The 12948-nt window shown below is 63.7% G+C and carries 14 protein-coding genes; 8 read left to right on the top strand and 6 right to left on the bottom strand.

Going from position 1 to position 12948, the window contains the following annotated elements:
• The first annotated feature begins 275 nt into the window (after positions 1 to 275).
• From BJD12_RS09560 to cydB, 3 genes are all read left to right on the top strand, one after another.
• Positions 276 to 557, top strand: coding sequence for a hypothetical protein (locus tag BJD12_RS09560; RefSeq protein WP_005988112.1), 282 nt, complete (start codon positions 276 to 278; stop codon positions 555 to 557).
• Positions 558 to 814: 257 nt separating this feature from the next.
• Positions 815 to 2224 (top strand): cytochrome ubiquinol oxidase subunit I, encoded by a 1410-nt coding sequence (locus BJD12_RS09565; protein ID WP_005988110.1) that lies wholly within the window; start codon positions 815 to 817, stop codon positions 2222 to 2224.
• Positions 2215 to 3237, top strand: coding sequence for a cytochrome d ubiquinol oxidase subunit II (gene cydB, locus BJD12_RS09570; protein WP_005988108.1), 1023 nt, complete (start codon positions 2215 to 2217; stop codon positions 3235 to 3237). Before BJD12_RS09565 ends, cydB begins: the two co-directional genes overlap by 10 nt.
• 116 nt (positions 3238 to 3353) lie before the next feature.
• On the opposite strand, the gene BJD12_RS09575 is transcribed toward cydB, so the two are convergent.
• Together BJD12_RS09575 and BJD12_RS09580 are read right to left on the bottom strand one after the other, a co-directional pair.
• Positions 3354 to 3539, bottom strand: coding sequence for a hypothetical protein (locus BJD12_RS09575; RefSeq protein WP_005988106.1), 186 nt, complete (start codon positions 3537 to 3539; stop codon positions 3354 to 3356).
• A 149-nt stretch (positions 3540 to 3688) separates the two neighbouring features.
• On the bottom strand, positions 3689 to 4330 hold the full coding sequence (locus tag BJD12_RS09580; protein WP_005988104.1) for a DUF6766 family protein: 642 nt from the start codon (positions 4328 to 4330) through the stop codon (positions 3689 to 3691).
• Between the two features lie 248 nt (positions 4331 to 4578).
• Between BJD12_RS09580 and BJD12_RS09585 the strand changes: the two genes are divergently transcribed.
• A complete protein-coding gene (locus BJD12_RS09585; protein ID WP_005988102.1) occupies positions 4579 to 5445 on the top strand; it encodes a glucose 1-dehydrogenase in 867 nt (288 codons plus the stop codon).
• A 327-nt stretch (positions 5446 to 5772) separates the two neighbouring features.
• Here the strand turns inward: BJD12_RS09585 and BJD12_RS09590 are convergent, their stop codons facing one another.
• Positions 5773 to 6384, bottom strand: a complete 612-nt coding sequence (locus BJD12_RS09590) for a DUF4142 domain-containing protein (RefSeq protein WP_005988100.1) — start codon at positions 6382 to 6384, stop codon at positions 5773 to 5775.
• Positions 6385 to 6640: 256 nt separating this feature from the next.
• Here BJD12_RS09590 and BJD12_RS09595 point away from each other — a divergent pair, with 256 nt between their 5' ends.
• On the top strand, positions 6641 to 7804 hold the full coding sequence (locus BJD12_RS09595; protein WP_005988099.1) for a zinc-dependent alcohol dehydrogenase: 1164 nt from the start codon (positions 6641 to 6643) through the stop codon (positions 7802 to 7804).
• 114 nt (positions 7805 to 7918) lie between these two features.
• Here the strand turns inward: BJD12_RS09595 and BJD12_RS24570 are convergent, their stop codons facing one another.
• Positions 7919 to 8086, bottom strand: a complete 168-nt coding sequence (locus tag BJD12_RS24570) for a hypothetical protein (protein WP_005988097.1) — start codon at positions 8084 to 8086, stop codon at positions 7919 to 7921.
• A 466-nt stretch (positions 8087 to 8552) separates the two neighbouring features.
• Here BJD12_RS24570 and BJD12_RS09600 point away from each other — a divergent pair, with 466 nt between their 5' ends.
• The 3 genes from BJD12_RS09600 (at position 8553) to BJD12_RS24210 (ending at position 9723) form a co-directional block, all read left to right on the top strand.
• Positions 8553 to 8804, top strand: a complete 252-nt coding sequence (locus BJD12_RS09600) for a YkgJ family cysteine cluster protein (protein ID WP_005988095.1) — start codon at positions 8553 to 8555, stop codon at positions 8802 to 8804.
• A 9-nt stretch (positions 8805 to 8813) separates the two neighbouring features.
• Positions 8814 to 9029 (top strand): hypothetical protein, encoded by a 216-nt coding sequence (locus BJD12_RS09605; RefSeq protein ID WP_042827582.1) that lies wholly within the window; start codon positions 8814 to 8816, stop codon positions 9027 to 9029.
• Positions 9030 to 9498: 469 nt separating this feature from the next.
• Complete coding sequence (locus BJD12_RS24210; protein ID WP_005988089.1) at positions 9499 to 9723, top strand: hypothetical protein; 225 nt, start codon at positions 9499 to 9501, stop codon at positions 9721 to 9723.
• Between the two features lie 159 nt (positions 9724 to 9882).
• On the opposite strand, the gene BJD12_RS09615 is transcribed toward BJD12_RS24210, so the two are convergent.
• On the bottom strand, positions 9883 to 10095 hold the full coding sequence (locus tag BJD12_RS09615; protein ID WP_005988086.1) for a hypothetical protein: 213 nt from the start codon (positions 10093 to 10095) through the stop codon (positions 9883 to 9885).
• Between the two features lie 486 nt (positions 10096 to 10581).
• Complete coding sequence (paoC, locus tag BJD12_RS09620; RefSeq protein WP_005988083.1) at positions 10582 to 12795, bottom strand: aldehyde oxidoreductase molybdenum-binding subunit PaoC; 2214 nt, start codon at positions 12793 to 12795, stop codon at positions 10582 to 10584.
• Positions 12796 to 12948: the final 153 nt, after the last annotated feature.

Consider the following 12948-nt stretch of genomic DNA (forward strand, 5'->3'; position numbering starts at 1 on the left):
GTTTGCGACGACGGTTGCCGCGCATTCTTGCTCGGCCCGGCGCGGCTTAGTCTAATGGATCAGTTCGTTTATGGTGTTGCACTGCAACCGTGTCCCGGCCGCCAATAGGCGGCCGTTATCCCATTGGATGACGCGTCCGGGCGATGAACGTTGCGGTCTGAGGCGCCTCCACCCACGACGCGCATCGCGTGGAGAGCGCGTGCAGATCGTCATCACGGCGTCGTACTTTCAAAGCGCAAAACATTGCTCCCCGACCTAGCCGAGCGAGGTGTCACATGCATGCAGTATCCGTACATCGCCACGCCGATGTGCAAAGCGCATTGACGTATTGGAGGGACCAGCATCGGCGCGGCCAGCTTGGCTACCATCCCTTCGACGGCATTCCCGAAGGGACCGTGCGCGCCGTCTGCGACGCGTACAACGCGCAGCCGGATCTGAGCGAGCAGCAAGCAATCAAGGCAGTGCGCGATGCGCTGTGCCTGACGCCGGGCTCTAGCAATGCGGCCCTTGCCGACTGGTTGGCGCCCCGTTGTCTGCGGCATCTGCGCAGCGCCTAGGCCGCGCCGTTACCGATCACATTGGACGCACCGCACGGATGCGGAGTACTCAACGCAACACGACCGCCCGGGCGGTACGAAACGCGCCTGGGCTTCCACCCTGCTGCCGCATGCCACTACGCGTGCGGCCTATCGCATCGTGAAGCGTTAAGCGACAGCGCTCACAGGCACAGTCCTCATACTGGGATCCAGCTCGCACTACGGCATGCCATTACCTCGCCAGCATCGCTGTGACCACACGCTACTAGGAGAACCCCGTGGAAGCGTTGTTGTTGTCCCGCCTCCAGTTCGCTTTCGTTATTTCATTCCATGTGCTGTTCCCGGCCTTCACCATTAGCCTGGCGAATCTGCTGGGCTTTCTTGAGTGGCGTTGGTTACGCACGCACGACGAGGGATGGAAACGGCTGTATTTTTTCTGGCTGCGCATCTTTGCCGTGTCCTTCGGCATGGGCGTGGTCAGCGGCATCGTGATGGCGTTCCAGTTTGGCGCCAATTGGCCCGAGCTCAGCCGTATCGCCGGCGGCGTGATCGGGCCGCTCTTGAGCTATGAAGTGCTCACCGCGTTCTTCCTGGAAGCGAGCTTCCTGGGCGTGATGTTGTTCGGCTGGGGCCGCGTTTCGGAGAAGCTGCACTTCTTTGCAACCTGCATGGTGGCGATCGGTACGCTGGTGTCCACGTTCTGGATCCTGTCGTCCAATAGCTGGCTGCACACGCCGCAGGGCTACGCGATGGTCAACGGCATCGTGCAGCCGGTGAGCTGGGTGCAGATCATCTTCAACCCATCGTTCCCCTATCGTCTGGTGCACATGGCACTGGGCTCGTTCATCACTACCTGCTTCGTCGTGGGCGGCGTGGCGGCGTACTACCTGCGCAAGGGCGTGCACCTGCCCGAGGCTGCGCGCATGTTGCGACTGTCGGTAGCTTTTGCCGCCATCGTGCTGCCCATCCAGGTCCTGGTCGGCGACCAGCACGGCCTCAACACGCTTGAACATCAGCCGCTCAAGGTGGCGGCGATGGAAGCGCACTGGCACAGTGAGAAAGCCGGTGCCGGCGTGCCGCTGGTGGTGTTTGCGCTACCCAATGCCGAGGCCGAGCGCAATGACTACGAAGTAGCGATTCCACGCTTGGGCAGCCTGATCCTGACCCATAGCGCCGATGGCGACATCACTGCGCTGACCTCGGTGCCACGCGATCAGCGCCCACCGGTGGCTCCGGTCTTCTTCGCCTTCCGCATCATGGTCGGCCTGGGCATGGCGATGCTGTTGTTGTCGTGGGTGTCTGCCATTGCGTGGTGGCGCGGCCGGCTGCATGCAAAAGCGCTCATCCTGGCCTGGAACGTGATGCTGCCGGCCGGCTTTATCGCCCTGATCGCCGGCTGGTTCGTCACCGAAATCGGGCGACAGCCGTGGGTGGTGTATGGACTGCTACGCACCGCCGACGCAATGGGCCCGCAATCGGCCGCGACCGTGGCAGTGTCGTTGCTGGTGTACGTGCTGGGCTACGCATTCGTCTTCGGCTTCGGCATCTTTTACCTCACCAAACTGGTGCATGCCGGCCCGCGAACCAGCAGCGATGGCCCGGACGTGGCCGGGGGCGAACACACGCCTGCACGCCCGCTCTCTGCTGCCGACACCGCGCTGGAACAGGAGAACACACCATGGAACTGAGCTACTGGTTGCCGGTGGTGTGGTTTGGCGTCATCGGCTTTGGCGTGCTGATGTACGTGGTGCTGGATGGCTTCGTATTGGGACTAGGCATGCTGGCGCCGTTCGCACGCGACGAACAGGAGGTGGACCTGATGATGAATACCGCCGCCCCGATCTGGGACGGCAACGAGACCTGGCTGGTGCTCGGTGGCGCGGGATTGTCCGCTGCGTTTCCGGCTGCGTACGCGGTGATCCTGTCGGGACTGTACCTGCCGGTGCTGTTGATGGTGATGGCGTTGGTGTTCCGTGGTGTGGCCTTCGAGTTCCGCTTCAAGGCGCAACGCTCGCGACGGCTGTGGACGCTTTCGTTCATCGCCGGCTCCATCCTTACTGCATTCGCGCAAGGCATCATTCTGGGTGCGCTGGTGGAAGGCATGGCACTGGAAAATGGGCGCTACATCGGCGGGGTATTTGGCTGGTTCAGCCCGTTCACCATCCTCACCGGCGCGGCCCTGGTCTTTGGCTATGCGCTGCTCGGCAGCACTTGGTTGATCCTCAAGACCGAGGGACGCACGCATACCCTGGCGCGCCAGCTGACCAAGCCGCTGGTCGGTGTGGTAGTGACCTTCCTGGTGCTGGTCAGCGCGTGGCTGCCGTTCCTGAGCTCGCATGTGATGGCACGGTGGTTCGCGCACGGCAACTTCTGGTGGTTGTCGCCGATCCCGGCAGTGACGGCAGCCGTGGCGCTGGCGTTGTGGCGTAGTAGCGACAGCTCACGCAGCGATGCGTCGCCGTTCCTGCTGACACTGGCCATCTTCGTGCTGGGTTTTATCGGACTGGTGCTGGGCATGTGGCCGTATCTGGTGCCGCCCAGCTACACCATCTGGCAGGCGGCCGCGCCGCCCTCGTCGCAGATCTTCCCGATGGTTGGCCTGGTGGTGTTGCTGCCGTTGGTACTGGGCTATACGGTGTGGTCGTATCGCGTGTTCCGCGGCAAGATCGCCGCCGATGTGGGCTATCACCATCACCATTGAGCACGTTTCAGCGCCGCACCGCACCGCGCGGAATGCGGAATGCCGTCCCGGCGCGGCAGAGCTGAAAGCACCACGCCCGCGGTTGCGGGCGTGGTGCTGGCGATTGCCGGAGGGTCTCAACGCTTTTCCGAGCCATCCGGGCGTTCGTAATCGTGCTCGGGATCGGCTTTGTTGACGTCACGGTCCTCGTCGGGCATGTCGTGGACCTTCCACTCCACGTTCTCGTTACGTTTCTCCTGCGGCGTGAACGGCTTGCTCTGATCGGAACCGGGACCCCACGGCTTTTTCGCTTCGCTACCCATGTGCATCTCCTGCGTCTCGGTGTGAGGTCACGCTAGGCACAGGCACATTGCAGTGGAGTGAACGAAGCTGCGTGATGGTGTGAAGTGACCATGCGCCAAGTGGTCGGCCTGGCGCGCAGATGCATCGCACACTCCACGCGCCACGACGCTCACCCACCGGTCTGCGAATGGGGCGCCTCTACCGGCTTGGATTGCGGCGAATCCTTTTGCCGCAGCCAGATCGTCAAGACCACCAGCGAAAACACCGCCAGAAATTCGCTTTGCCAGTTCTGCATCGACTCGAACCAGAACGCGGCGTCGGTGAAATGGTCGAACATGGTGATGGGCGGCAGGCCCTTCTGTGCGCGCTCCAGCAGCTCGAGCCGCCAACTGCCGATCAGATGCAACCCAAAGCTCATCAGGAACAGGATGCCAAAGGCAATTGCCAGAGAGTGTTCGTACAACCGCAGCCATAGCCCACCGGCACGCACGGGCCACGGCGCGGTGCCGGGTTTGATCGAGGTGTCCTCTTCGTCGGGATCGAGCGGGCGCGATTCTGCCGAACCGACCTGTCGCAGCTTGACCGTCAGCAGCACATACATGCCCATCTGCAGAAACTCGCTCTCCCAGTTTTCGAACAACGCAGACACGAAGTGCGGGCTATGCAGATAAGCCGCCAACCGCAGTGCCGCCTGCCCCTGCTCGCGCAGCTCCTCGTTATACGCGTGGAGTCCGGCATAGATCTGACAGCAGATGAAGAACAAGGTTAGCCCAAGCAGGCACAACGACAAACCGTTACGACGGAAGAACATGGAAGGCCTCCTGACAATGCGCGCAGTATCGAACGTCGTGAGCAAGAGCGCATGAAGCCCGCAGCCATGGGCGCCATCGGTCTACGCAGAAAGATAACCGGCCTTATGAATGTGCCGCCTGCTAGTGAAGTGCAGCACACACGCTGCCGACATTGCCTAGCCCGGATGTTTACGTTTGCATGCCCACACTGGGGTTGAGCGCAGCACTTGCTGCTTGCATCAGCACACACCAACGTCAGGAGACGACCATGCCCGTACCCAATTATCCGCGTCCGCCCTTCAAGCCGCAGCAGCAGAGCTTTCCGGGCCGCACCGAGAAGATGGACCCGCGCCCGGACCATGGCGAAGACAGCTATGTCGGTCATGGGCAACTGAAAGGCAAGCGCGCATTGATCACCGGTGGCGACAGCGGCATCGGCGCGGCGGTGGCCATCGCCTATGCACGCGAGGGCGCCGATGTGGCCATCGCATTCCTGCCTGACGAGCAGGAGGACGCGGCCAAGATCGGCGCGCTCATTGAGAAAGCCGGGGTCAAGGCGCTGCTGGTGGCATGCGACATCAGCGACCCAAGCCAGGCGGCAGCACTGATCGAGAAGGTCAACAGTGCCTTCGGCGGCCTGGATATCCTGGTCAATAATGCCGGCTACCAGAAGTACTTCGAAAGCTTCGAAGACATTACGCTGGACGAGTGGCGCAAGACCTTCGACACCAACGTGCATGCGGCCTTCAACCTGGTGCGGCTGTCGGCACCCCTGATGACGGATGGCGGCTCGATCATCAACACCGCCTCGGTGCAATCGAAAAAGCCCACTCCCAACATCCTGCCTTACGCGGCGACCAAGGGCGCATTGGCCAATCTCACCATCGGTCTGGCCGGCGTGCTGGCCGAGAAAAATATCCGCGTCAACGCCGTGCTCCCCGGCCCTATCTGGACGCCATTCATTCCTTCGGGCATGGACGAAGAATCGGTGCAGAACTTCGGTGCGCAGACGCCCATGGGGCGTCCTGGTCAGCCCGTGGAGTTGGCCTCGGCCTACGTCATGCTGGCATCCGATACGGCCAGCTATACCTCGGGCACTCTATTGACCATCGCTGGCGGTGCCGTCACGATGTAACACGCGTAGAGCGCTGCATGCCCGCGTCACCTGTGAAGGTGACGCGGGTATTTTGTTGGTCGAATGATCGGCGCTGCAGACGGCCATCACTGCTAGCGCATGGCAACATGGTGGAGTGCGACACACCTGATCAAGCCAAGACATCAATACGCATCCGCGCTCATGGACTCAACCGCCAACGGCGCGGCCATGACATCCAATAAAAAAACAGGCAGCACGTGCTGCCTGTTTCTTCTGCGTCATACGCCAACCGGTTTGTAAATCAGTACGTTGCCGCGAGATCACCGAGCTGGACGACCTCGACCTGTCACGTGCTAATCGCAGCACTCAGTGCGGCTGGGTCTGCTTCGCGCTGAGTGCCTTGGCGTGGTCCAGATGCTCGGCGACAGTTTCGCGCATCCGCTGCAACTCCTTGCCAAGATCGCTAGAACCAGGCTCGCTGCTCAGCTGGGTATCCAACAATGCCAGCGCCTGCTCATGACTGCGAACGGCAGCTTGCAGATACTGTTTTTCGAATGCCTGACCATGCAATGGTTCCAATTGATCGCGAGCACTCTTCGCGCGAACGGATGCTGCTTGCCCCAACGGGCCACTCCGATCTGGCGCAAACCGGCTGAGATCGGTCAATGCGGCGCTATGGGCTTCATCCATCTTGCGGGCGAAATCCAGCAACTCTCCTGCCGCACCTTTGACAACGGCAAGCTGTGCGAGCGAGCGCTCCTGCTCGTTGAAGATGGCCAGTGCACCTAGCGCCTGCTTGCGGTCCCGCACATCACCAACGCTGTCACGCAATGGGTCACCATGCGGTGGCGTTGTGCCGATGGCGCGCTGACGGTCCTGGTGCGTCTCCGCGCTGTCCGTCGAACCCTGACGACGTTGCCACGCCTTATAAGCCACGTATCCCACGGCGCCGGCAGTCACCATCTTGAAAAGTCCCATGCCTGTCTCCTGAATAGTCGCCGCTCGGCGACGTTGATGTTTGGGTGCACACCGCACTGCCCTGACTCCAAGCGCGGTACTGCGGGTCGATCCAGCGTGCGAGTGCGACAGTTATCCAGACGTGACATGCGGATCAACGCGGCGTCACCGAATGTGTGCGTCCACACCGCGCCCACGCACCGTGCTGACCGGCTTAACGGTCCAAGGCCAACACTGCGCGACGTTGCCGCGTATCGACGGCCCTCAGGAGAACTGCATGCTCGCCCTCAATTACCACGGCTCACGCGATGTACGGGTCGAAACCGTGCCAGACCCGGTTCTGGTGGAACGCGATGATTTGATCTTGCGCGTCACCGCCACCGCCATTTGCGGCTCGGATCTGCATCTTTACCGCGGCAAGATTCCGGACCTGCGACAAGGCGATATTCTCGGCCATGAGTTCATGGGCATCGTTGAAGAAGTCGGTCCGGACGTGACCGCCGTCAAGCCGGGCGACCGCGTGGTGATTCCGTTTGTGGTCGCATGCGGGCGCTGCTTCCACTGCATGCTGCAGGAATTTTCTGCGTGCGAAACCACTAACACCGGCAAGGGTGCGGCACTCAACCACAAGGACATGCGCCCGCCTGCGGCCCTGTTTGGCTTCAGCCATCTCTACGGCGGTCTATCCGGTGGGCAGGCCGAATTTGTCCGCGTGCCCAAGGCCAACGTCGGGCCGCTGGTGGTGCCCGATGCACTACACGATGAGCAGGTGCTGTTCCTGTCCGACATCCTCCCCACCGGGTATCAGGCGGTTGTCGATGCGGGCGTCAAGCAAGGTTCCACGGTGGCAATCTTCGGCGCTGGCCCGGTGGGCCTGATGTCGGCGGCTTGCTACCGCATGTTGGGCGCAGAACGCATCTTCATGGTCGACCGACATGGATACCGTCTGGACTTTGCGTCCAAGGCCTATGGCGTGATCCCGATCAACTTCGACGAGATCGACGACCCGGCCGATGTGATCGTGTCGCAGACCGACGGCCGCGGCGTGGATGCCAGCATCGAGGCAGTGGGCTTCGAGGCCGAAGGCAGTGCGATCGAAACCGCGCTCACCAACCTCAAGCTGGAAGGCAGCAGCGGTGTGGCGATCCGCCAGTGCATCGCCGCGACACGGCGCTGCGGCGTCGTTAGCGTGCCGGGCGTATATGCCGGTTTTATCCATGCCTTCATGCTCGGCGATGCATTCGACAAGGGACTGAGCTTCAAGATGGGTCAGACCCACGTGCAAAAACACATGCCGCATCTACTGGAGCGAATCGGCAACGGTGAGCTCAAGCCTAATGCGATCATTTCGCACCGCATGCCACTGGCCGATGCTGCGCAGGGCTACGCCTTGTTCGACAAGAAGCAGGACGATTGCCGCAAGGTGGTACTGACGCCCTAAACGTCGCATGCCACTCCATGAACCAACAAGGCCCGGTCGCTGACCGGGCCTTGTTGGTTTTGATTGTCGCAGCCGTAGATCACTGCTCGGCTATGCGATTGCCTTGAGTGCCAGTCAATCCAGCGGCTTGGCTGGCACGAAGGGCGACACCGGGTCGCTGGCCGGGAATGTTTCTTCCACCGCCTCGTCCTGCAGCGCGTCCTGCTTCTGCTGGTCACTGTGTTCCTGGTCGTGGTCCGCAGACTGGTCGTGCGCGGATGGATGTTGCTTGGATGTATTCATGGGGGTGCTCCTGATGCATGAGACGGGCATCGTTACGCTACGGCGCGCCATCGATGGCAGAGGTGAAAACCGTTTTCGCACCGGCGTGACAAAGGCAACGCAACGCGGCCGGACGCTGGCGGCCAGGTCCGCCGAGCGACGACCAGGGCTGACCCATCAAATTGCCTGCATGAGCGATCTGCGCGGCCACGTACGCATGTCGCGCGCGATCAAGGGGAATTGGCACCTACCTGCGCCCGCCGCCTGCATTGCAGCCGGCAGGCAATTGTCCACGGCGCCGCCGGGGCGCCTGCATTTTCCGAGGTGCGCGTTCATCATGGGGCCCACGGCCGGTTCACATCCGGTCGCGCGCAGGGTGTATGGTGCAGATGCGGCCGGAAACCGGTGTCGCCTTCACTTCAATCTGGCCTTTTCCATCAAGACTCTCTGCGAACGTTGCGACGCCGTCTGTTGCCGGCTCACCGTCATGGTCGATCCATCCGACCGCATCCCCCAGCATCTGACCAGCGTGACACCGCAAGGCTGGCACGTGATGGCGCGCGATGAGGAAGGCTGGTGCGTGGCGCTGGATTCGGCGCGCATGTGCTGCTCGATCTATGAAACGCGCCCGGCGATCTGCCGGCGTTTCGTCATGTCCGGCCCATATTGCCGCGACGTGCGTGCCACCTACGCCGATCAACGCCAGCGCGGCATCCCCTTGACGCTCTACAACGCATGAGGATTCGAGATGAATAACTCCCGCCGCCAGTCGATGACCGTGAGCAATCAACCAGGCAAGCCGCGTCTGTCCGAACAGCGCCTGGCCGCCGACCTGGAGGCATTCCAGCAATCAGGCGGAGCAATCGAACGTCTGGGCGACACCCCACTGCGTCGCGACAAAAAGCGCGGCGCACCCGAAACTGCCGTGGTGACGCCGGTCAAGACGCCCGACGAGGCGGAATAAGCCTGACACGCGCAGCACACGTCAGCTTGCGCTCGCGTTTGTCTTGCGTGCGGTAGTGCGTGCGAAGGTCATTAAACAGCGCGGCCGCAGGTCATGAAGCAACCTCCTCATGCGCTGTGCATTTGCACGCCGTACGTAATGGAGCTAGAGCTACGCGATGCGCTGTCCTACGCGCCTGCGGTCCGCCGCGTTGCGCGATTGATGCAAATCATCGCTGGCCGCCAGTGATGTTGCCGCGTCACGCAAGCGCTGTTTCAACGCATCCACTGCGCGCATCGCCGCCCTTGCCGGCGGCCGCTTGCTGCCGCCGTATCGTCAGATAATTGCGCCATCGCGCGCCTAGTGCTGCATACAGCTCATTGGCGGTCAGCGACCCGTGCGCGCAAGCCAGGTTGAGCTCCTGATGCCAATGAATGCCCGATTGGCCACCTGGCCAGGGTGTCATGCGATATCCCATCGGCAGCATCACATGCTGCAACGACGCACCACACAGCATCTGCCCATCGTGCGGGCCACCGACCAGATGTACACGCACACCTCCACCTATTTCATTCACACCAAGCTCCTCAACGAGGTGCCGGACCATCGCATCCGGCACGGAGTTGGGGCCGCCGCTGCAATGGCAGGCAACGCAGGCGCGTCGCATCTCCACCGCCCAGCGCATTGCGAGAGCGCCCCGGCCGACACTGCGTGACCGTAATGACCACCGCGTGCCATCGATGCGCCAACCGTAAAAATGCGCGCAGCAGGGGCGTGTGAAAACGACAGAAAGGCCGGATGAGCGCATGGGCCATCACGTATGCGGTGGTGCAGAGCACACCATGGGGCGGCAGCCGCACGCCCGCGAGGGCAATTACAGCAGCTGCGCGCGATCGATCGCGCCGAGCCTTTGTGCCAGTGCGGCCATTTCGTTGGCCAGATTGATCATATTACCGCCTGCCTGGGCTGCCACGCTCATGATGCGTTGGTAGGCGTCCCAGAAGTCCGGGCCGTTGCCATAGACATCGTGGAACCCTTGCAGTTCCAAGACCAGCAGATCGGACACTTGCATGTCGGAGTGGTCCATCGTGTTCCTCGCTGGGATTTACCCGGCCCGCAGCTTATACCTGTTCACCTTACAAAACAGCGGCGCTGCGGAGACAGTGGGCGCCAACCTGAATTGGTTAGAGAACAGCACTCTGGAAGTAGCTGGAACGGTGCGTTCCCCGCGCCCAATTCGCTCCGATACGGCCATTTCTATGCTGCGATTGACACGACGTGGTCGCGCTCGACAGCGTGCGATCACCCGCCGTTTGACCTCCACAACGGCATGACACGTGCTCCGATAGTGCAAGGTGTACATCGTTACTACGGGGGACGCTGACGTTCCGTAACAGGCGCGCCCGCAGCGCGCACGCACCCGCTATCGCGGCACGCACCAGCCATGGCCTGATCACGTCACCCGCTGGCAAGTCCACGGCACCTGCATTATCGCCCGCACCATGCGAGCGCTCACCGACGGCGCTGCCCAGTACACGCATTGGCCAGGCCATACCGCCGTCGTCTTCTGCGCCTATCCCGCCCTGCGCGGCAATTGCGCCAACAGCTTGTCCAGGGTGATCGGGTAGTCGCGCACGCGGATGCCGGTGGCGTTGTAGACCGCATTGGCCAGCGCCGGTGCCACGCCGGTCAACCCCAACTCGCCCACGCCCTTGGCCTTCAGCGGCGACATGGTGGGGTCGACCTCGTCGATGAAATGGGCCTCCAGATGCGGGATATCCGCATGCACCGGCACCTCGTAGCCGGCCAGGTCGTGATTGACGAACAGGCCCAGCCGCGTATCCACCGCCATCTCTTCCATCAACGCCGCGCCTACGCCCATCACCATGCCGCCGATCACCTGGCTGCGCGCGGTCTTGGGGTTGAGGATGCGCCCTGCCGCGCAGACCGCCAGCAGCCGGCGCACACGGATTTCGCCGGTGTCGGCATCCACCGCCACCTGCGCAAAATGCGCGCCGAAGGTCTGCTGCGCGTAGCACTGCTTGAGCGTGCCGTATTCCATGGCGTCCTCCGCCACCAGCTCGCCCTGCGCTGCCGCCTGCGCCAGCGGGATGGCGCGGCCGCCCGCATGCACCCTGCCGTCGGTAAAGCGTGCCTGGCCGGCAGCAATGCCCAGGCGCTGCGCCACCGTCTCGCGCAGCTGCATGCAGGCGGCATAGACGCCGGCGGTGACCGAGGCGGCGCCCTGCTGCCCGCCCGAGCCGGGCGTTTCCGGAAAGCTGGAGTCGCCCAGCCGCACCACCACCTGCTGCAGTGGCACACCGAGCAGTTCGGCCGCGGTCTGCGCCACGATGGTGTAGCTGCCGGTGCCGATATCGGTCATGTCGGTTTCGATCGTCAGCGTGCCGCTGCGGTCCAGCCGCGCCCGCGCACCCGCCTTGGAGATCGGCGCACCGCGAATGGCGCTGGCCATGCCCATGCCGATCAACCACCGGCCATCGCGCACGCTGGCAGGGGTGGGATTGCGTTGCGCCCAGCCGAAGCGTTGCGCGCCGCTGCGCAGGCAGGCCACGAACGGCCGCGTGGAGAACGGGCGCTGCGGCTGTTCCGGGTCCACCTGGGTGTCGTTGACGATGCGCAGCTGCACCGGGTCCATGCCGACGCGTTCGGCCAGTTCGTCCATCGCCACTTCCAGCGCCATCATTCCCGGCGCCTCGCCGGGCGCGCGCATGGCGTTGCCTTCGGCCAGATCCAGCACCGCCAGCCGCACCGCCGTCATCCGGTTGGCACCGGCATACAGCGCACGGGTGGACAAGGTGGTCGGCTCGCTGCGACCGCCGCGCAGATTGCCCGACCAGCTCTCATGACCGATCGCGGTCAGCCGCCCGTCGGCGGTGGCGCCCAGGCGCAGACGCTGGATGGTGGCGGGCCGGTGGATGGTGCTGTTGAACATCAGCGGGCGCTGCAGGGCCAGCTTGACCGGTCGCGCGGTGATGCGCGCGGCCAGCGCGGCCAGCACCAGGTCCGCCTGCGCGGTGCCCTTGCCGCCGAAGCCACCGCCAATGAAGGGCGCCAGCAGCCGGATGCGCTCCTTCGGCACCCCGAGCGCCTTACCCAGATCGCGCGTGCCCCAGTTCATCTGCTGGATGGCGGTGTGGCAGATCAGCTGCTCGCCCTCCCAGCGCGCGATGGTGGCGTGTGGCTCCAGCATCGCGTGCGCCTGGTCGGGGGTGCGGTAGGTGGCATCCACGGTGAATGGCGCGGCGGCATAGGCCGCGGCAAAGTCGCCTTGCGCGGTCTGGGGCGGCCCGCCGAACGGCGCCTGCGGCGCCACCGGGGCGCTGGCCTGCTGGGCCGCCAGGTCGTATTGCCCGCGCTCGCGGGCATAACGCACGCGCACCAGCGCCGCACCGGCACGGGCCTGCTCGAAGGTCTCCGCCACCACCACGGCCACTGCCTGGTGGTAGTGGTCCACTTGCGGCGCGGCCAGGAACCGCTGCACGTAGAACGCGCCGGTGCCCAGCGTAGGCACGTTCTGGTAGGTGAGCACGGCGATGACGCCGGCCGCCGCCCGCGCGGCGGCGGTGTCCAGCTCGGTGATGCGGCCCTTGCCGATCGCCGCGCCGACGATATAGCCATACGCCATCTCCCCGGGCTGGTCGTGCCATTCGTAGGCGTAGCGGGCTTGCCCGGTCACCTTGAGCGGCCCGTCCACGCGGTCGACCGGCTGGCCAAGCACCTTGAGTCGGTCGCTGGGGTTGGCGCCTGCAGGGGCGTCGAATTTCATGCGGATGCTCCTCGAAGAGTGCGGGCGGACGGGCGCGGGGCGCGGCACGCCGGCCATGACGCCAGACGCGGCTCCGGCAATCGCCCGGGGTGCACCGGCGCCCTGGCATCGCCTGTGCCACCTGCTCTCCCGTTTGTAGCAAACTCCGGCGCC

It is taken from the genome of Xanthomonas vesicatoria ATCC 35937 (genome assembly GCF_001908725.1).
Lineage (GTDB): Bacteria > Pseudomonadota > Gammaproteobacteria > Xanthomonadales > Xanthomonadaceae > Xanthomonas > Xanthomonas vesicatoria.